At 44.8% G+C, this 18,766-nt stretch carries 18 protein-coding genes; 9 read left to right on the top strand and 9 right to left on the bottom strand.

The features are described from left to right. Positions 1-46: 46 nt before the first annotated feature. From AC23P2_RS30290 to AC23P2_RS30260, 7 genes are all read right to left on the bottom strand, one after another. On the bottom strand, positions 47-316 hold the full coding sequence (locus AC23P2_RS30290; protein WP_487776664.1) for a hypothetical protein: 270 nt from the start codon (positions 314-316) through the stop codon (positions 47-49). Between the two features lie 117 nt (positions 317-433). Further along, positions 434-856, bottom strand: a complete 423-nt coding sequence (locus AC23P2_RS30285) for a hypothetical protein (protein WP_487776663.1) — start codon at positions 854-856, stop codon at positions 434-436. A gap of 122 nt (positions 857-978) precedes the next feature. Continuing rightward, positions 979-1,401: a hypothetical protein gene (locus AC23P2_RS30280; RefSeq protein WP_487776662.1), complete on the bottom strand. Its 423-nt coding sequence runs from the start codon at positions 1,399-1,401 to the stop codon at positions 979-981. Between the two features lie 117 nt (positions 1,402-1,518). After that, positions 1,519-1,935, bottom strand: a complete 417-nt coding sequence (locus AC23P2_RS30275; RefSeq protein WP_487776661.1) for a hypothetical protein — start codon at positions 1,933-1,935, stop codon at positions 1,519-1,521. 141 nt (positions 1,936-2,076) lie between these two features. After that, entirely contained in the window at positions 2,077-2,517 is a 441-nt protein-coding gene (locus AC23P2_RS30270) for a hypothetical protein (RefSeq protein ID WP_487776660.1), read from the bottom strand. A 117-nt stretch (positions 2,518-2,634) separates the two neighbouring features. Further along, complete coding sequence (locus AC23P2_RS30265; protein ID WP_487776659.1) at positions 2,635-3,042, bottom strand: hypothetical protein; 408 nt, start codon at positions 3,040-3,042, stop codon at positions 2,635-2,637. A 74-nt stretch (positions 3,043-3,116) separates the two neighbouring features. Then, on the bottom strand, positions 3,117-3,587 hold the full coding sequence (locus AC23P2_RS30260; RefSeq protein ID WP_028523820.1) for an Lrp/AsnC family transcriptional regulator: 471 nt from the start codon (positions 3,585-3,587) through the stop codon (positions 3,117-3,119). 183 nt (positions 3,588-3,770) lie between these two features. Here AC23P2_RS30260 and AC23P2_RS30255 point away from each other — a divergent pair, with 183 nt between their 5' ends. After that, positions 3,771-4,715 carry an NAD-dependent epimerase/dehydratase family protein gene (locus tag AC23P2_RS30255; protein ID WP_487776658.1) on the top strand — a complete coding sequence of 315 codons (945 nt, stop codon included), beginning with the start codon at positions 3,771-3,773 and terminating at the stop codon, positions 4,713-4,715. Positions 4,716-4,719: 4 nt separating this feature from the next. Next, positions 4,720-5,913, top strand: a complete 1,194-nt coding sequence (kbl, locus tag AC23P2_RS30250; RefSeq protein WP_472487990.1) for a glycine C-acetyltransferase — start codon at positions 4,720-4,722, stop codon at positions 5,911-5,913. Positions 5,914-6,017: 104 nt separating this feature from the next. On the opposite strand, the gene AC23P2_RS30245 is transcribed toward kbl, so the two are convergent. After that, the gene (locus tag AC23P2_RS30245; protein ID WP_487776657.1) at positions 6,018-6,890 is read right to left on the bottom strand and encodes a helix-turn-helix domain-containing protein; all 873 of its coding nucleotides are present in this window, start codon (positions 6,888-6,890) and stop codon (positions 6,018-6,020) included. Between the two features lie 122 nt (positions 6,891-7,012). On the opposite strand from AC23P2_RS30245, the gene AC23P2_RS30240 reads away from it, so the two are divergent. From AC23P2_RS30240 to AC23P2_RS30215, 6 genes are read left to right on the top strand one after another with little or no spacing between them, the layout of a single operon-like run. Beyond that, on the top strand, positions 7,013-8,686 hold the full coding sequence (locus tag AC23P2_RS30240) for an alpha-L-fucosidase (RefSeq protein WP_487776656.1): 1,674 nt from the start codon (positions 7,013-7,015) through the stop codon (positions 8,684-8,686). Between the two features lie 52 nt (positions 8,687-8,738). Next, positions 8,739-9,965, top strand: coding sequence for an enolase C-terminal domain-like protein (locus tag AC23P2_RS30235; RefSeq protein ID WP_487776655.1), 1,227 nt, complete (start codon positions 8,739-8,741; stop codon positions 9,963-9,965). Between the two features lie 12 nt (positions 9,966-9,977). Continuing rightward, a complete protein-coding gene (locus AC23P2_RS30230) occupies positions 9,978-10,742 on the top strand; it encodes an SDR family NAD(P)-dependent oxidoreductase (RefSeq protein ID WP_487776654.1) in 765 nt (254 codons plus the stop codon). 5 nt (positions 10,743-10,747) lie between these two features. Continuing rightward, positions 10,748-11,104 carry an L-rhamnose mutarotase gene (locus AC23P2_RS30225; protein WP_487776653.1) on the top strand — a complete coding sequence of 119 codons (357 nt, stop codon included), beginning with the start codon at positions 10,748-10,750 and terminating at the stop codon, positions 11,102-11,104. Continuing rightward, a complete protein-coding gene (gene fucP, locus AC23P2_RS30220) occupies positions 11,092-12,336 on the top strand; it encodes an L-fucose:H+ symporter permease (RefSeq protein ID WP_487776652.1) in 1,245 nt (414 codons plus the stop codon). Before AC23P2_RS30225 ends, fucP begins: the two co-directional genes overlap by 13 nt. A gap of 16 nt (positions 12,337-12,352) precedes the next feature. Then, entirely contained in the window at positions 12,353-14,071 is a 1,719-nt protein-coding gene (locus AC23P2_RS30215; RefSeq protein WP_487776651.1) for an alpha-L-fucosidase, read from the top strand. A 79-nt stretch (positions 14,072-14,150) separates the two neighbouring features. Here the strand turns inward: AC23P2_RS30215 and AC23P2_RS30210 are convergent, their stop codons facing one another. After that, positions 14,151-15,296 (bottom strand): LacI family DNA-binding transcriptional regulator, encoded by a 1,146-nt coding sequence (locus tag AC23P2_RS30210; protein ID WP_487776650.1) that lies wholly within the window; start codon positions 15,294-15,296, stop codon positions 14,151-14,153. 288 nt (positions 15,297-15,584) lie between these two features. On the opposite strand from AC23P2_RS30210, the gene AC23P2_RS30205 reads away from it, so the two are divergent. Continuing rightward, positions 15,585-18,602 (top strand): SusC/RagA family TonB-linked outer membrane protein, encoded by a 3,018-nt coding sequence (locus AC23P2_RS30205; protein WP_487776649.1) that lies wholly within the window; start codon positions 15,585-15,587, stop codon positions 18,600-18,602. Positions 18,603-18,766 lie beyond the last annotated feature (164 nt).

Genomic DNA, 18,766 nt, shown 5'->3' with positions numbered 1-18,766 from the left:
GCCTTCAAGTCCGATATTTCTTTAATCAACTCTTCCATAATCTCATCTATGCAAATAGCGTACCTAAACAGTTACCATCACAAACAATAATATCTCGCATTGGAGTATTTGCTTCTGGTGAAAAATTGAAACCGCCGTTCCTTGAAAAATCAGCGGGGGCATTTTCTACCTGTTGAATGAATTTGAATCTGCCGGCTTGAACAGAGCCACAGCAAGTGCCGTCGTTACAATCTAAATTAGGCTCTTCTTTCTTACAGCTCACGCTCATCAGCATTACTACCGTGGCGTATAGAAATGGTTTGATTAATCGTTTCATGTTCATACGTTGTTTTTAAAAGTGAAGTTTTAATACAAAAATCAGGGTTGTTTCATAGGTAGTAGCGTAGATAAGGGTGGATCGATGTCCAAAGATAAGTATTACGTTGAGGTAATTTTATTTGGGAAGCATGATGAAATCGTACTGCGTTTTTGAGCCTATTTCTACCTTACAACAGTTGCCTGTTCGCTGGCCATTCAGAAATGTTTGATAGTCTCGGTATTTAACTACTAAGTTTATATCATGGACTAAACCATTTGCTACACCAAGTGAGTGAAATTCTTTTGGCGCATTAACCACCACATTGTACCTGCCATTGGCATCAGTGGATACTATTTTCAAGTCGCTAGTTACAGATCCCAATATACCTTTCTGTCCATATATCACAATTTCAACATTACTTACAGGCAACTTAGTATCAAAATCAGTAACTGTACCAAAGACGGTGGTAGTTCGGCTTTTGGTGGGGTCATAGAAGCAGCCTTCTGTCATAAGCAGCATTCCCGCTGCATACAGCCAAAGCTTTACTAATCGTTTCATTTTCATACGTTGTTTTTTTAAGTGAAGCTTTTGAGTTTTAGAGAAATGAAAGACTGAAAGCCTTTTGATAATTATCACAAGTCGGAGCCTCGGGCTATCGGGTATGTAGGTTTAAAAATGGTTTACTTTACTTCTTCTACTTTTTCAACGTTGATCATGTAAATCGGTATGTCGATAATAACTCGCGCATCTAATACCTGATATATTTTACCCCAAACACGGTATTTAAAAGGGGGCGTTACGCCAGTTCCCAAAGTTGAAGTATGTTTTAAATCTTTTACTTTCTCCGCACTTATATCACAAATTCCCATAGAGGCAAAACGAGTAGCAAGGACGTTTGAAGAAAAATGAAAACCTCCGCCGCCTGTAGTCCAAAAATCAGCAGGGGCATTTTCTACCTGTTGAATGAATTTGAATCTGCCGGCTTGAACAGAGCCACAGCAAGTGCCGTCGTTACAATCTAAATTAGGCTCTTCTTTCTTACAGCTCACGCTCATCAGCATCACTACCGTGGCGTATAGAAATGGTTTGATTAATCGTTTCATGTTCATACGTTGTTTTTAAAAGTGAAGTTTTAATACAAAAATCAGGGTTGTTTCATAGGTAGTAGCGTAGATAAGGGTGGATCGATGTCCAAAGATAAGTATTACGCTGAGGCAATTTTATTTGGGAAGCATGATGAAATCGTAATGCGTTTTTGAGCCTATTTCTACCTTACAACAGTTGCCTGTTCGCTGGCCATTCAGAAATGTTTGATAGTCTCGGTATTTAGGATAAAATTTACGATCCCATAAATTTACTACAGTAAGTGAATGAAATTCTTTAGGAGCATCAACGACTACATTGTACTTGCCATTGGCATCTGTAAATACAGTTTTTAGTGGGCGGCTTACAGACCCTAATATGCCCTTTTCACCATCTATGGCAATTTCAACACTATCCACTGGCAATTTTGTATCAAAATCAGTAACTGTACCAAAGACGGTGGTAGTTCGGCTTTTGGTGGGGTCATAGAAGCAGCCTTCGGTCAGGAGCAGCACTCCCGCTGCATAGAGCCAAAGCTTTATTAATCGTTTCATTTTCATATGTTGTTTTTTTTTAGTGAAGCTTTTGAGTTTTAGGAGAATGAAAGGCTGGAAGCCTTTTGATAATTATCACGAGTCGGAGCCTCGCGCTATCGGGGTACTATCTTTTTCATTGCCGTATTTGTTTTAAATGGTTTATGGAGTTCTTTCAACTTTATCAATTTGCACTCTCAAAATTGGAATACCAGTAAATCCCCCAATACCTCGTGCCCAAAAGATACGTCCCCATACCTGGTAGAGGTAACGCGGGTTTTCCATGTATTCATTGGTAAAAATGTAGGTCTGCTCCAAATCTTTTACTTTATCCTCACTTAACCCGCATAATAAAATGCTATGCTGAGGAAGGTCTGGTTTGTATCCTCCTCCTACATTGAAACCCCGTTTAAACAGCAAAGCACTTCGGCTTACGTCAGCGGGTTCGTTTTCAAACTTGGTAATCAATACCCAATCGTATAAATCACCTGTGGCACAAGAGACAACCCCATCATCTAAAGGGTTGGGTTCTTCTTTCTTACAACTCACGCTCATCAGCAGCACAGCGGCGGCGTAGAGCAGAGGCTTAAATAATCGTTTCATGTTCATACGTTGTTTTTAAAAGTGAAGTTTTAATACAAAAATCAGGGTTGTTTCATAGGCAGCAGCGTGGGTAAGGGTGGATGGATGTCCAAAGATAAGTATTACGTTAAGGAGATTTTATTTGGGGAGCATGATGAAATCGTACTGCGTTTTTGAACCTACTTGAACAGGGCAACAAAAATTTGTTTGTTTGCCATCTAACAAAAGTAAAAAATCCCTATGTTTATAAACATTAAAAATATTATCTAAATTAAGGGAATGGTAATTTTGGGGAACATCAATTACGGCTGAATACTTACCATCCTTATCTGTAAATACAGTTTTTAATTTTATGCCTTTGAATGCCAATACGCCATTGTTTCCCCAAATAGCTATTTCATTATTTTCCACTGGCAATTTGGTATCATTATCGATGACTGTTCCAACTATTGTTGTTGTTCGGCTTTTGGTGGGGTCAGAGAAGCAGCCTTCTGTCAGTAGCAGCATTCCCGCTGCATATAGCCAAAGCTTAAATAACGGTTTCATTTTCATACGTTGTTTTTTAAAAGTAAAGATAAACAACTGTAAGGAGAATAAGTGCTAAAAAATAATAATCATTGTTACTTTACCGTATAACTCCAACTGTGCTTGATGACTTTGAGTGAAAAGGTACTGTTGAGTGTACCTATATTTTCAATTTTTGATAATTTATTTCGTACAAAGTGATGGTATTCGTCCAAACTCCCCACGTTGATTTTTAACAAGAAATCTACTTGCCCCGCCATGTGGTAGCACTCTTGTACTTCTTCCAACTTTTGGATTTCTTCTTCAAAGCTCTCAATAAATGCCTTGTCGTGGTAGCGCATCGACACTTGGCAAAAGATGGTAATGGGCTGCCCAAGCAAGTCTTTGTCCAAAATAGCCACGTACTGTTTGATAAACCCAAGCTGTTCTAAGCGCTTAATTCGTTCATAAACGGGCGACAAGGTAAGTCCCAATCGAGCGGCCAATTCTTTGGTTGTGAGTTTTGCGTCGGCCTGCAAAAGGCGCAGTAGTTTTTTGTCAATGTCATCAAGTGATTCGAGTGCCATAAAATTTTCTTTTTATACTATCTCAATTTAATCCTGTTTAGTGATATTTTCTTTAAAAATAATAAGATTCAGTAAAATTAATGGATTTATTTGGATTATGTGCGTCAATAGTAGTGTCTATATAACTTTGTGCCGTTAATTGCACTTCATCAAAAGTTAAAAATCAGCTAAAACGCCACAGTTATGAAACAGGAAACGATTTTAGTGATTGGCGCAAATGGTCAGATTGGAACGGCATTGTTGCCTCATTTACAACGCCTCTACGGCTGGGAGAATGTCATTGCCAGCGACCTTCGAGCGGGGGAAAACCAACAAGCAATTTTTGAACGCTTAGACGCGACCGACGCCACGATGCTCGCCAGCGTTGTGCAACGTTATCGCGTTACCCAAATCTATCATTTGGCAGCGATTCTTTCGGCCAAAGGCGAGGCCGACCCGCTTTGGGCGTGGAACCTCAACATGCAAACCCTGCTCAACGTACTGGAAGTAGCTCGCCTCCACCAAGTCAAAAAAGTATTCGTACCAAGCTCTATCGCCGCTTTTGGCACGCAAGCTCCCAAGTACCAAACACCTCAATCGACGCTCCTCGACCCCTCAACGGTCTATGGTATCAGCAAAGTGGCCGCCGAAAACTGGTCGGTTTATTACCACAAACGGTATGGGCTAGACGTTCGCTCGATACGTTACCCAGGCGTCATTAGTTACCAATCTATGCCTGGAGGCGGCACCACCGACTACGCCGTGGCGATTTATCACGAGGCCGTCCAAGGCAACAACTACGAGTGCTTTTTAGCCGCCGATACGTTGTTACCCATGATTTATATGGACGATGCTCTTCGCGCTACGTTGGAATTGATGGAAGCGCCCGAAGCGGCCATCACGGTACGAACGTCGTACAATTTGGCAGGAATGAGCTTCACCCCCGCCCAGCTTACGGCGTCAATACAGACTTATTTTCCTGATTTTCAAACGTATTATAAGCCTGATTTCCGTCAAGCGATTGCCGATTCGTGGCCCAAAACCATTGACGATTCGGTCGCACGGTGCGATTGGGGCTGGAAGCCTCGTTTCGATTTGCCCAAAATGACGAAAGAAATGATTACCCACCTCACCGAAAAAGTTATTTAAACGTATGTACGCAAGCATCAAAAACGAACTCCAACAAGAACTCAATGCCCTCAAAGAAGCGGGGCTTTATAAATCAGAACGAATCATTGTATCGCCACAGTCGGCAGAAATTACCGTTCAAAATGGCCGCGAAGTACTGAACTTTTGTGCCAATAATTACTTGGGGTTATCTTCTCATCCTGAGGTAATTAAAGCCGCTCACGAAGCCCTCGAAACCCACGGTTTTGGCCTTTCGTCGGTACGATTTATTTGTGGTACACAAGATATTCACAAAGAACTTGAGCGCCAAACTGCCGCTTTTGTGGGGGCCGAAGATTGTATTTTGTACGCCGCTGCGTTTGATGCCAACGGCGGTGTTTTTGAACCGTTGTTGGGAGAAGAAGACGCCATCATCTCCGACGAACTCAACCACGCGTCCATCATCGACGGGATTCGTTTGTGTAAAGCCAAACGTTTCCGCTACCAGCACAACAACATGGAGGATTTGGAGGCACAACTTCGCGCCAGTGCCTCGTGCCGCCGCCGATTGATTGTCACCGATGGCGTATTTTCAATGGACGGCACCATTGCTCAATTGGATAAAATCTGCGACTTGGCCGATCAATACCAAGCGTTGGTGATGGTGGACGAATGCCACGCCAGCGGTTTTATGGGCAAAACAGGTCGGGGAACGCCCGAGCACAAAGGTGTACTTGGTCGTATCGACATCATCACTGGCACCTACGGCAAAGCCTTGGGTGGCGCGTCGGGTGGTTTTACGGCGGCGCGTAAAGAAATCGTTGAGTTGTTGCGTCAGCGTTCGCGGCCGTATTTGTTTTCCAATACCCTCGCTCCTTCCATCGTAGGTGCTTCGCTCAAAGTATTGGAATTACTACGCCAATCGACCGCCCTGCGTGATAAACTCGAAGCCAATACCCGTTATTTCAGAGAGGCCATGACCGCCGCAGGCTTTGATATTTTGCCAGGCGAACATCCCATCGTGCCCATTATGTTGTACGACGCGCCTTTGGCGCAGGAGTTTGCCAAACAGTTGTTGGAAGAAGGCATTTACGTCATCGGCTTTTTCTATCCAGTAGTTCCCAAAGGCAAAGCACGGATTCGGGTACAAATTTCGGCAGGGCACGAGCCAGAACATCTACAACGCGCCGTCGAAGCGTTCATTAAAGTAGGAAAACGTTTGGGGGTTATTGCTGGCTAAACTTTTTTCCGCAGATTGACGCAGATGTTCGCAGACTATTATCAGCGCTACTCTGCGAGTTAAATCTGCGTCAATCTGCGGGGAAAAAATGATGAAAAAGCCATTTAACGTAACGTACTTATTTGAGCCCGAAACTCTCTGGGCGTACGTTGGTGGATTTTTTTAAACGAACGGTTGAAATATGAGACGTTACTGTAACCACTCTCGAAAGCTACTTGCGTAATCGGTAAGTCGGTTTGCTGTAAAAGCTGACAGGCAAATGCGATGCGTACTTCGTTCAAAAAATCTGAAAAAGTACGGTAAGTAAGGTTTTTAAAGAAACGGCAAAACGAATGTAATTGTAACCCTGCCACCGAAGCAGCTTGCTCAATGGTGAGGTCTTCCCTAAAGTTCCGCTGAATGTACTCCATCAATCGCGAAACACGGTTTTGATTTTTATCCGTAAACGTAGAAAGCAGCGGGGCTCTATTGAGCCAAATCATGTCTTCAGGGTCAAGTAAAAGCACCATAATCTGTAAGAACGAGGACAATAACTGCATATTCTTACTGTTTAACATGTCTTGCAAGTAGCCAATAATGCGCTCTTTTTTCTTCCCAGAAAAGCTAATTCCTTTTTTAGACTGCACAAAAAACTCTTCCAACAACTTTGTGTCCATAAAAGGTTTTAGGTATTCCGTCAATGTAGTAGGATTGATGTACAAAGCCACTGATACCGCAGGCTCATGCTCGCTTGCAGCGTTAAATTCACTGTACCATACGTGAGGGACATTGGGCCCAACAAATGTTAAATCTCCGCACTCAAAACGCTCGATAGTTCCCCCAATAATCCGCGTACCAGCACCCGATAAAATATAAACCAGCTGACATTCATTGTGAAAATGGAAGTCGGTGGCAAACGATGACCGTACAATTTGCTTGACCACAAAGGGTTTTTGGGCGGTTGTAAAATCGGGTAAAAGGGTGTAGGTAGCTTTCATTTTTACGGGTGTGTCTCATTTTTGCAAATATAGTATTGATAAATAGCAACCTAAAATAGGTTTTTGCTAAAAATCGCCCATTATTTTGTACAATTCTTTTGACTTACCCATTATTCTTTCCAATGAAGAAGTTTTTTATTATCCTTTGCCTGTTTGTCCATGTTCAAGTATCGGCCCAGCAATTGGCCAAACCTTCTGCTGTTCAGTACAAATGGCAGGAACAAGGGCGCATTATGTTTGTCCATTTTGGGGTGGCGACTTGGCTCGGTCAAGAGTACGACGAGACGGGCGAATTTGACATTTCTCGCATCAATCCTACCAAACTCGACACCGATCAATGGTGCAGGGTGGCTAAGTCGTGGGGCGCCAAAGAAATCATTTTTGTGGCCAAACACGCGGGTAGTTTTTGCTGGTGGCCTACCCATACCACCGAGTATTGTGTTAGGAATATTCCGTGGAAAAACGGCAAAGGAGACCTTATAAAAGATTTGGCAAGTTCCTGCAAGAAAGCAGGTTTAAACTTGGGGATTTATATTTACCCTGGTGACATCAAATGGGGGGCAGGGCTCGGAAGCGGAGGCATCACCAAAGACCCTTCCAAACAGGAAGCGTACAATAAAATTTTCAGACAACAACTCACCGAGGTTTTGGCCAATTATGGCGAGATGCTCGAAGTATGGTTTGATGGCTCTTGTAAGGTGCCCGTGAGCGATATTTTGCAAAAATATGCTTCCAAAGCGGTCATCTTCCAAGGCTCAGATGCCACCATCCGCTGGCCAGGTACTGAAAGTGGTATTTTGCATTATCCCGTTTGGAATTCCCTCCAAGGAAAGGTTTTAAAGTCGGGCGTAGCAACCCAATACGATGACGACCCCGATGGCGATGTTTGGGCTCCTTTGGAAGCCGACGTCACGTTGTACAACCACAATTGGTTTTGGTCACCCAAAAATGAAGCCAAGCGCCGCTCGGTGGAAGAGTTGATGGAGATTTATTACAAATCGGTTGGCCACGGAGGTACGTTACTGCTCAACTCTAACCCCGATACGACGGGGCTTATCCCCGCAGGAGATGTAAAAAGATATGCTGAATTTGGGGCAGAAATCAACCGAAGATTTGAGCGTCCCTTGGCGGAAGTGAACAACAAAGCCGCGAAAGAGGTGGTCTTGTCGCTTGAAAAACCAACAAAAATTAATCACTTGATCTTGAAAGAAGACTACCGACAAGGCCACAGAATCAGAAAATATGAAGTGTGGGGACTTGCCAAAAATAAGTGGGAAAAATTGACAACAGGTAGCTCAATTGGTGTGACCAAAATTGATTATTTCGAAGACATTGAAGTTACGGCGATAAAGTTAAAGGTGACCGAGCACAAAGGTACTCCACTGATTAGGAGTTTGGCGGCCTATTACGTGACTGATTTTGAACTTCCAAAAGCAGAGAAAGAAGCCAAAGAATATACCATTTTGCAGGAATGGGATACCAAAGATTTTGTAAACGGTAAAGGTCAAATGAGTATTGATTTAGGGAAGTACATCACCGCACCTGGTCAGTACGAAGTGAGTTTTACCAATGCCGTCAGCGTAACGGGGATGTGGGTAGAAAAAGCTGAAATTATTTTTGATAAAGACCCCAACACACTTCAGGAATTCATTCAAAGAAAACCCAAAGAAAATGTGTTTTTTATCAACCGAACAGGCCAGATTGATAAAGGAACAAGCTCCATCCTGAAGGTGGTGATGCGCTCGGATAATAGTTCTTTTCAAAATAAAGGTTTTGTGAAAATCAGAAAACGTTGACAAGGAAGTAATCCGTTAAAGAAATAGAAACAATTATACCCTCGAAACCTTTATGGTTATCTCTGCTATTGAGGTACTTGACAGACGTTTTGACCTCCCCAATGGGTCGGGTTCCGATGCAACCCACACCAATCCACAATACGCCTATGCGGTTTGTGTGTTAAAAACCAATAACTCTCTGGAAGGAATAGGGTTGGCTTTTACCTTGGGGGTGGGTACTGACTTGGTTTGTCAAGCCATTCAATTTTTATCCGAAAAACTGGCAGGCCAGGAGATTGAAGCCCTAATGGCCAACTTCGGGACTACCTATCGCTCGCTGGTTGACTCCCCTTCTTACCGTTGGTTGGGTCCCCACAAAGGCGTCGTTCATTTAGCATTGGCGGCTATTGTCAATGCTTGCTACGACCTTTGGGCAAAATCGCGTCAGGTTCCTCTTTGGAAGTTACTGCTGGATTTGTCGCCCGAAGAGCTTGTAAATACACTGGATTTGAGTTATTTAGAAGACGAACTTACCCGTGAACAAGCGATTCAATTACTCAAAGAACAGTATAAGACGCGAGACAATAGAAATTCGATACTCACTACTGGCTACAAAGGCTACGATACCTCGGTAGGTTGGTTTAATTTTTCGGACGAGCTCATCGTTGAAAAAACCAAGCAAGCCCTCGACAAAGGCTTCACCGCTCTTAAACTCAAAGTAGGTTCTGATGACCCCCTCCGTGATCTCCGACGTGCGGCTTTGATTCGGGAAACGGCGGGAGAGGCCGCCACCATCATGCTGGATGCCAATCAAAAATGGAACGTACCGCAAGCCTTGGATATTTGTCAGCGGCTGGGCAGTATCAACCCGTATTGGATTGAAGAACCTACGCACCCTGATGATGTTTTTGGGCATCAGGCCATTGCCCGAGCCATTGCGCCTTTTAAAGTGGCCACGGGTGAGCATATTCCCAATAAGGTAATTTTTAAGAATTTTCTGCAAGCCAAAGCCATGGATTTTTGCCAGGTTGACGCCGTGCGCGTAGGGGGTGTTTCGGAGTTTTTGACGGTTAGTTTATTGGCCAAAAAATTCAATATTCCAGTACTGCCCCACGTCGGAGATATGGGGCAGATTCATCAGCATTTGGTGCTTTTTAATCACATCGGGATGGGGCACGAAAACCTGTTTTTAGAGCATATTCCGCATTTACGCCCCTATTTTGTGCATCCAGCCAATATCGTTGGGGGCTATTATCAAGTGCCGCAGGAAGCAGGCAGCAGCAGTGATTTGAAACCCTAAGCCACCAAAAACATGACACTATTGACCAATAAAGTCATTTTTCTCACGGGAGGTGCTTCGGGCATTGGCGAAGCTTGTGCTGATGCGTATGTAAAAGCGGGCGCTCGGGTTTTGGTGATGGACAAAGACGAAACTTCTTTGAATCAGTTAATGAGCCGTTTAGGCAACGAACACGCTGGTTTTGTGGGGAACGTGCAACATGAAGCAGACGTAAAAGCAGCGATTGATTTAGCCCTTTCTCAATTTGGTAAAATAGACGTGATTCATAACAATGCTGGGATTGCCAGTCCTTCAAAACCGCTCGACCAAACCACCGAGTACGAATGGGATAGCTTATTTTCCATCAACCTGAAAAGTGTCTATTGGACGACCCGTTATGGCATTGAAGCCCTGAAAGCGACCAAGGGCTGTATTTTAAACACCTCCAGCATGGTCGGGACGATGGGGCAAGAAAATCATGCGGCTTACGTAGCTACCAAAGGGGGGATGAGCGCCCTAACCAAAGCCATGGCCTTGGATTATGCTCCTTTTGGTATTAGGGTCAACGCCATTTGTCCTGCGGGTGTATGGACGCCCATGCTGAGAGAATGGGCAACACAACAGCCTAATCCAGCGGTTATTGAAAATTATCTAGACAACATTCACGCCCTTGGCTATTGCCCCGAAGGCGACGTCATTGCCGATGTGGCGGTGTTTTTGGTCTCTGAGGCCGCCCGATTCATAACGGGTTGTATCATGCCAGTGAGCGGAGGGGCGGAGTTGGGCTATAAAAAATAAAGAAGATGAAAACACACAGAACCTGTTTGGCGCTCGATTTGAAAGGCGACGACGAACTCATTGCCCAATACGAATATTTTCATCAGCCCGAACACATTTGGCCCGAAATTCCCCGAGGAATCAGGGCGGGTGGAATCGTAGATATGCAAATTTATCGCATCGGCACGCGGCTGTTTATGATTGTCGAAACCGAAGAAGGCATTGACCTAAATACGGCTTTTGAAGCCATTGGTAAAATGCCTCGACAACCAGAGTGGGCCGCTTTTATGTATGGATTCCAACAACGATTGGCGGATGCAAAATCTGACGAGCATTGGGCTAAAATGAAACCAGTTTTTATGCTAAATGAATGCCTGAAGTGAAAAACCGAAACCAATTTCTGATTCCGCTTTTGGTGGTAATGAGCCTGATGTTTATTTGGAATTTGAGTCGAAACATCAACGATGTGCTTATTCCACACCTCAAAAGAGCTTGTCAATTGACTGATTTTCAGTCGTCGTTGGTACAGTCGGCCTTTTTTGGTGGATATTTTTTGTTGGCCTTGCCCGTGGGGCAATACATCCGTCGTTTTGGTTATCGGGCAGGCATGATTACGGGCCTTTTCATGGCTGCATTGGGCGCATTTTTATTTTTCCCAGCCGCCGAAACGCGCTTTTATCCGCTTTTTTTGACCGCTTTGTTTATCATGGCCGCAGGTTTCACTTTCTTGGAAGTGACGGCTACGCCCTACCTCTCTATTTTAGGAGACCCCGAAAAAGCCTCAAGTAGGTTGAGCTTGGCGGCGGCCGTGGGTTCTGTTGGCGCTACCATCGGCCCCTATATTGGGGCGGTGTTTTTGCTTCATGCCACTGACACGCCCGAAACGGCTGTTCAGCAATTTAGTCCGAGTCAATTAGCCGATTATCTCAACGCCGAAGCCCAATTAGTCAAAATGCCTTACCTGAGTTTGGGGGCTTTGTTTGTTGTCTTGGGAGTGGCTTTGTTTTATATTAAACTGCCTGATATTCAGGAAGAGGGCGAAGGTGCTATTCGATTAAAAGCCATTTTTAAGTTTAAACATACGGTGCTGGGCGCACTGGGCGTATTTTGTTATTTGGGTGCCGAAGTAGGGATTGTCAGTTTTTTAATTCGTTATTCCAAAGCACTGGAAATTGATGGATTAGGGGAACAGAAAGCCGCGTTGTTTATCACCTTATTTATGGCCTTGGTCTTAGTGGGGCGCTTGGCTGGGGCGTATTTTCTGCAAAAAATAAATCCCTCCAAAGTGTTGACGGTCTGTGGATTGGGGGCGATTGTTTTGGTGTTAGTGGCAATTTTAAGTACGGGTTATCTTTCGATTTTGTCGCTTGCTGTGGTGGGGCTTTTTACGTCGGTGATGTACCCCATCTTGTTTACATTAAGTATCAAAGACTTGGGTGCTTATACCAAAACAGGTTCGTCGTTGATTATTATGAGCATTGTAGGGGGAGCCATTGTGCCTCCACTTATGGGGCTCATTTCGGATATACACAGCATTCGTGTTGCTTTTGTGCTACCCGTTTTGTGTTATGCTTACATTTTATACTACGCCCAAAAAGGTCATATTATCAGGTAGTTAAACGCCATTTTCAATGAAAAAAACATCCGTCATTCTTCTGCTTTTTCTAATTGCTTTTAAAGGCATTACTCAAAAAAACAGTTTAAAAGAGCAGCGCCTAAAGTGGTGGCAAGATGCCAAAATGGGCTTGTTTGTCCATTGGGGACCTGTGTCACTGATTGGAAAAGAAATCAGTTGGTCGCGCAATGGCTACGGTAAAAGCAAATACGATTCGTTGTATTTGCGGTTTAACCCCAAGCAATTCAACGCCAAAGAATGGGTGAAGTTGGCCCAGGCGGGGGGAATGAAGTACTTGGTTTTGACGTCAAAACACCACGATGGTTTTTGCCTTTTTGATACCAAAACCACGTCTTACAATATCATGAACAGCCCTTTTGGAAGGGATGTTTGTAAAGAACTTGCCCAAGCTGCCCACGAAGCAGGGATGCCCATTGGCTGGTATTTTTCGGTGGCAGACTGGAAAGACCCCGATTGTCGGAACCCCAAAACGAACGATATTTTTGCCAATCGGGTGGAAGAGCAGGTGCGTGAATTGTTGAGTAATTATGGCAAAATCAGCTTGTTATGGATTGATTACGAAGGGTCGCCCAGCCCCATTCACCCCAAAAGAGTGTTTGAGTTGGCACGTAAGTTACAGCCCGAAATCATCATCAACAATCGGCTCGAACCTTTCAATCCCGACGAATCGCACGCGCGGGTAGGGCAGTATGCCGACTATGCCACACCTGAAGGGTTTGTGGCGGGTTATGGCGCAGTGCCTTGGGAAACCTGCACTAACATGGGGCATCAGTGGGCGTGGCGTTTCAACGATACCCCGCGCAGTTTGAAAGAATCGGTGCATACGTTGCTTCGGTGCGTAGGTGGAAACGGAAACCTTTTGTTCAATATCGGCCCCGACAGTTTGGGCGTTTTTCCAACCAACTTTGTAGCACGGGCAACCGAAATGGGCAATTGGTTAAACAAAAACGCGGAAGCCGTTTACCAAACCAAGGGGGGGATTTATACGCCATCAAAAGACTATGTGAGTTCGTACCGAGGCAATAAACTGTATTTGCATTTATTGAACAACACGGGCGACGAAATCAAACTCCCTCCCATGATAGCCAACGTCAAAAAAGTGTCTTTGTTAGACGGAACCACGGTCTCATTCGTGCAAACCAAAGCGGATGTTACTTTGAAAATACCTCAAAACGGGCGTGATTCCATCGCGACCATTGTGACGCTTTCGTTGGATAAACCTGCTGCGCAATTGGGACAAATTATCCCTTTTACGACCACTTATTCACTGGCTTACGGCAAAAAAGCAACTGCTTCGAGTTCAATGGGTGAATTTTTGCACGACCCCTCGGCGGCTTTTGATGACAACCCCGCCACGCATTGGAAAATGGGGCGGCGTACTGACGTCGATTTTGAGGCGTATTATGGAAAAGACGTGCATTATCAGTCAGAAGCGGCTTTCAGTCTATTTCAAAATAAGGGCTGGATAGAAGTTGATTTGGGTAAGAAACAAACGGTTAAACAGCTTAAAGTAAGTGAAGCGGTGTATCAAAAATCTCAAATTAAACGCTTTGAAATTCAGTACGAAAAAGAAGGCCAATGGCTGACACTGGCCCAAGATGAAAAAATGGGCAGTTGGAGTAAAGACATCAGCCCCGTTGCTGCCCAAAAGTTTCGGTTGGTGATTCTGGATTCTTACGGTTTTGCTGGAATTAAGGAGTTTCAACTGTTTTGAAAGGCATATTGTAGAGAACTATGTTTTTCCGCAGATTGGCGCAGACTACTATCAGCGCTATTCTGCGGGGGAAGAAAACTCAACAATTCACAGAAGACCCGCGCACAACCAATCTCGTAGGCAACTGATAGGTTTCGATGCGAGGATTTTCCATCTGTTCCAATAAAATACGCGCTGCTTGTCGCCCCATTTCCCAAACGGGCTGCTCAACCGTAGTCAAAGGCGGCTCAATAATGGCTGAAATTGGGTCATTGCTAAAACCTACGATGCCTAGTTCTTGCGGAATTTTAATGCCTCGGCTTTTGGCCACCAATATGATTTCAATGGCCGTGGGGTCATTGATGGCAAAAATCGCATCGGGAGGCTGGGGCAAACTCAATAGGTAATTGGCATAAATCCGCGCTTTTTCTTCGGTCAAATCGTAGTGAATAATCAACTCATTGTCCACAGGCAGGCCGTGTTTTTGCAAGGCATCCAAATACCCTTGCATTCGTAATCGACTGACCAACAGCGACACAGGCCCTGCCAAATGCGCAATGCGTCGGTAGCCCTGTTGCACCAAATGCTCCACCGCCTGAAATGCTCCCGCATAATCGTCCACAATGACTTGGGGCGTATCTAGTTCGGGGCACACGCGGTTGAAAAACACCAAAGGCACTTCTTTCCGCAGCACCGCCCGAAAATGATCCACGTTGTTGGTTTGGGTAGTGACCGACACCAGCAAACCGTCCACGCGGCTGTTCATCAAGGCTTTGACGTTGGCCACTTCGGTATCGTACGATTCATCCGACTGGCAAATCATCACGTTATAGCCTGCTTTAGACAGAATCTCCTGCGCGCCCATGATGACCGTTGGGAAAAAGTAATGCCGAAATTCTGGGACCAAAATCCCCACAATATTGGTCCGACTTTTTAGCAAAGCATTGGCAAGCGGGTTAGGTTGATACTCCAACTGCTGGGCCAAATCCAAAATCATTTTGCGCGTTCCTTCATGAATATCAGTATGTCCCCGTAGCGCCCGCGACACCGTCGATTTGGAAATCCCAAGCTCATTGGCGATGTCCATAATGGTCACTTGGTGGCGGGGTTTGTTTTGGCGCTCTACCGCTTCATTAGGAAACGTAAAATGGTAGTCGCACGATTTACAGTAATAGCGTTGTTTTCCGCGCACAATCCCCGACTTCTGAACATACTCTATTTGTTGGCACTTCGAACACTTAATCATTTTTGTACTTTTTTTATTTTTTAGCTTTCACAGCCTATCTTTCTGCTTTCATCTCTTTTCTAAAAGTAAAGACGTATTGATTTAACAGTTACTACTATCGACACCAGTTTCGGGAAAGTTCCCGATAGTTTTTGTGGTTAAAATTCAATTTTTTCTGTTGATTATTTAAAAGTCTGTCCTAATTTCCCTCAAAATCGTCATTTCAATAATCTAAAAGGCTTTTTGATAAACGATTATTCAACCCTTTAAAAATTGTATATTTTCAATTTACCAAAACCCTTTAATCCTATGCTAGGAAAATTACGAATATGGTTATTCGTCTGTGGCCTGCTTTCCAGTGCCTATGCCCAAGACCTGACCATCAAGGGAAAAATCACCGACGGTTCGGGCGGCTCGCTTCCTGGAGTAAATGTAACGGTAAAAGGTACGCAAAAAGGAGTCGTATCGGACGGAGAAGGTAGGTACCAGCTCAGTGGTGTACCTGCCAAGGCTACGTTGGTATTTTCGTTTATTGGTTATCTCAAACAAGAGGTAGAGGTGAACAGTCGCAGTGTGGTCGATGTAGTGCTAGAAGCCGACGTAAAAGCCCTTAATGAGGTAGTGGTTGTAGGGTATGGTACCCAGCGAAAAATAGAGACAACGGGATCGATTGCTTCTGTCAAATCGTCGGACTTAGTACAAACTCCGGTTGCCAACGTGGCCCAGGGTTTACAAGCCCGTGTATCAGGGATTCAGATTAATCAAAACTCAGGTTCGCCAGGTGGAAACGTTAGCGTCCGAATTCGTGGTACCAACTCGATCAATGGAACGTCTGAACCTCTGTATGTAGTAGATGGGATTCAGATTTCTAACGGAGGGGGAATTAACGACGTGAGTCCCCTTTCGACCATCAATCCTAATGACATTGAAAGTGTAGAAGTACTAAAAGATGCTTCGGCCTCGGCGATTTATGGAGCGCGCGCGGCCAATGGCGTTGTGCTAATTACGACCAAACGAGGGAAAAGCGGAGCCACGCGCGTAACGCTTGACACGTATTACGGAATGCAAAAAGTAACTAAAACGCTGCCTGTGCTCAATGCTGCCGAATTTGCACAGTTAGAAAATGAAGTTTTCAAAAACAGCTACTACAAAGATCCAGCTTCGTTGGGTGAAGGTGTAAACTGGCAAAACCTCATTTTCCGCGATGCCCCCATTCAAAACCACCAATTGTCGATCAATGGAGGAAATGAAAAAACGCAATTGGCGCTTTCGGCTAACTATTTTGACCAAGACGGTATTATTATCAGTTCCAATTTTAAACGGTATTCGTATCGGCTAAACCTCGATCATAAAATCAGCAATCGCGTCAAAGTCGGGACGAGTATTTTGGGTAGTTATTCGGTCAACTCGGGGATTCAGACAGGTTCGACCAGCCAAGGTGATGCTGACGTCGTAACTGGCACCATCTTGGGCGCTGCCATCGGTGCACCGCCTACTTTGAAACCTTATCGCTCCGACGGCAGCATTTTTCCCTTTGGCGAGCAAGAAGACGGGCGTTATCGTGAAGTAACGAATCCGCTTGGGCTTGCGGCGGTGCTGAACAAAACCGCCCTCAAACGGACGTTGGTGAATCTTTACGGTGAAGCTACTATTTTGAAAGGATTGACGTATCGGGCGTCTTTTAACGTGGATTTACAGAACAATATCAACGACCGCTATTCGCCGCGTTCAATTGTTAGTTTGAGAGACTTAAACGACAATTCTGGTTCGGGCTCAAAATCCAACAGCAATTTCTTAGGACTATTGCACGAAAGCATTTTGACCTATTCGCAAACCATTGCCGAAGACCATAGCTTGAAATTTACGGGGGTGTTTGCCTCACAGGCTGAATTTGCCAATGCGAACTCAATCAGTGCTTCGGGCTTCCCGAACGACGCTACGCAAAACGAAGCGTTGCAACTAGCCCTCAACCGCACCGTTAGCAGCAGTCGTAGCAAGCAGCGCCTAGATTCGTATATGGGTCGGGTAAATTATGGCTACAAAGACAAGTATTTCTTGGACTTGACTGCCCGTGTGGATGGTTCGAGCCGTTTTGGCGCCAACAATAAGTATGGATTTTTTCCTGCGGTTTCGGCGGCATGGCGCTTGATTGAAGAGCCGTTTTTGAAAAACGTAACGTGGCTTTCTGACCTTAAACTACGAGCAAGCTACGGCATCACGGGGAATGCGGGCGGTATTTCGCCTTACCAGTCGCTGAGTACGGTGGCTGCTACGGGAAGTGATTATGTTTTTAACAATGCTTACGTAACGGGCATCAATCCAACGGGGATTGCCAACCCTGATTTGCGTTGGGAAAAATCAACCCAAACCAACGTCGGATTGGACGTGAGTTTACTCAATAACCGCTTTAGCTTGATTGTGGATGTGTACGACAAAATCACGAGAGACTTGTTGTATATCAAGACATTACCACTTTCGTCGGGTTATGCGAGTATCACAGGTAACTATGCGTCATTAGAAAATAAAGGGATTGAATTTGCGGCCAATGCCCGCATCTTAGACGGGCCGCTCAAATGGACAGTGTCGGCCAACTTAACCCGCAATCGTAATAAAGTACTAGACCTCGACGGCGGAACTACCAGCGAGCGTTTTATCACGAGCTATACCATTTTGAAAGTTGGGGAGCCGTTAGGGCTGATTAAATCCTATATTTTTGATGGAATCAACCAAACGGGCGAAACTATTTTGCCAGGCTACGATGGGCGTTTGGGCGGCCACAAGGTCAAAGACTTAAACGGAGACGGCACCATTACCTCAGCCGACCAAACTATTACGGGCAACCCTAATCCTAACTTCATTTTTGGGTTTTCGACCAACCTTGCTTATAAAGGTTTTGACATTAGTGCTTTCTTGTCGGGTTCGCAAGGCAATGATATTTACAACCTCAGCCGCTTGTCGTTTGAAAACCCACTTGGGCAACGCAATTTGTTGCAAGGCGTCGTCAATCGCTGGTCGCCTACTAATCCAAGCAACCAGTACGTGAGTGCTGCTCAAGGCGGACGTCTTCCTGTGAGCAGCTATTACGTAGAAGATGGTTCGTACATCCGTTGCAAAAACGTGACGTTGGGATACACCCTTCCTGCTATCAAAGGCATTCAAAACATTCGGGTGTACGTGTCGGCCAACAACCTATTTACCATTACCAACTATAGCGGTTTTGACCCTGAGGTAAATACGTTTGCGGGTTCTAATACTGTCATTGGCATCGACAACTTCGTGTATCCACAAGCACGCTCGTTCTTGGGCGGTATTCAAGTAACGTTTTAATTATCAGGCTTTAAGTGAATTGACGAAATCAAACTGAATAAACTACTGCCTTAACCCCACGCCTTTAGGCTGGGGACTATTAATAGGGTATTAGTAGGGCTTTAGCCCTGATTTTTAACCTCTTAGTACAAAAGAGTCAAGGCTAAAGCCGAGAAGGTTGCGGT

It is taken from the genome of Runella sp. R0.1_18, assembly GCF_057652155.1.
This window is presented reverse-complemented; position numbering and strand designations above follow the sequence as displayed.

What these genes read in the sequence shown, in the direction of transcription:
- AC23P2_RS30275 (WP_487776661.1), bottom strand. Translation starts at nt 1,935, where the DNA reads ATGAAACGATTAATAAAGCTTTGGCTCTATGCAGCGGGAGTGCTGCTC.
- AC23P2_RS30215 (WP_487776651.1), top strand. Translation starts at nt 12,353, where the DNA reads ATGAAAAAAACATCCGTCATTCTTCTGCTTTTTCTAATTGCTTTTAAA.
- fucP (WP_487776652.1), top strand. Translation starts at nt 11,092, where the DNA reads ATGCCTGAAGTGAAAAACCGAAACCAATTTCTGATTCCGCTTTTGGTG.
- AC23P2_RS30230 (WP_487776654.1), top strand. Translation starts at nt 9,978, where the DNA reads ATGACACTATTGACCAATAAAGTCATTTTTCTCACGGGAGGTGCTTCG.
- AC23P2_RS30235 (WP_487776655.1), top strand. Translation starts at nt 8,739, where the DNA reads ATGGTTATCTCTGCTATTGAGGTACTTGACAGACGTTTTGACCTCCCC.
- AC23P2_RS30260 (WP_028523820.1), bottom strand. Translation starts at nt 3,587, where the DNA reads ATGGCACTCGAATCACTTGATGACATTGACAAAAAACTACTGCGCCTT.
- AC23P2_RS30240 (WP_487776656.1), top strand. Translation starts at nt 7,013, where the DNA reads ATGAAGAAGTTTTTTATTATCCTTTGCCTGTTTGTCCATGTTCAAGTA.
- AC23P2_RS30265 (WP_487776659.1), bottom strand. Translation starts at nt 3,042, where the DNA reads ATGAAACCGTTATTTAAGCTTTGGCTATATGCAGCGGGAATGCTGCTA.
- AC23P2_RS30245 (WP_487776657.1), bottom strand. Translation starts at nt 6,890, where the DNA reads ATGAAAGCTACCTACACCCTTTTACCCGATTTTACAACCGCCCAAAAA.
- AC23P2_RS30270 (WP_487776660.1), bottom strand. Translation starts at nt 2,517, where the DNA reads ATGAAACGATTATTTAAGCCTCTGCTCTACGCCGCCGCTGTGCTGCTG.
- AC23P2_RS30280 (WP_487776662.1), bottom strand. Translation starts at nt 1,401, where the DNA reads ATGAAACGATTAATCAAACCATTTCTATACGCCACGGTAGTGATGCTG.
- kbl (WP_472487990.1), top strand. Translation starts at nt 4,720, where the DNA reads ATGTACGCAAGCATCAAAAACGAACTCCAACAAGAACTCAATGCCCTC.
- AC23P2_RS30205 (WP_487776649.1), top strand. Translation starts at nt 15,585, where the DNA reads ATGCTAGGAAAATTACGAATATGGTTATTCGTCTGTGGCCTGCTTTCC.
- AC23P2_RS30225 (WP_487776653.1), top strand. Translation starts at nt 10,748, where the DNA reads ATGAAAACACACAGAACCTGTTTGGCGCTCGATTTGAAAGGCGACGAC.
- AC23P2_RS30290 (WP_487776664.1), bottom strand. Translation starts at nt 316, where the DNA reads ATGAAACGATTAATCAAACCATTTCTATACGCCACGGTAGTAATGCTG.
- AC23P2_RS30210 (WP_487776650.1), bottom strand. Translation starts at nt 15,296, where the DNA reads ATGATTAAGTGTTCGAAGTGCCAACAAATAGAGTATGTTCAGAAGTCG.
- AC23P2_RS30285 (WP_487776663.1), bottom strand. Translation starts at nt 856, where the DNA reads ATGAAACGATTAGTAAAGCTTTGGCTGTATGCAGCGGGAATGCTGCTT.
- AC23P2_RS30255 (WP_487776658.1), top strand. Translation starts at nt 3,771, where the DNA reads ATGAAACAGGAAACGATTTTAGTGATTGGCGCAAATGGTCAGATTGGA.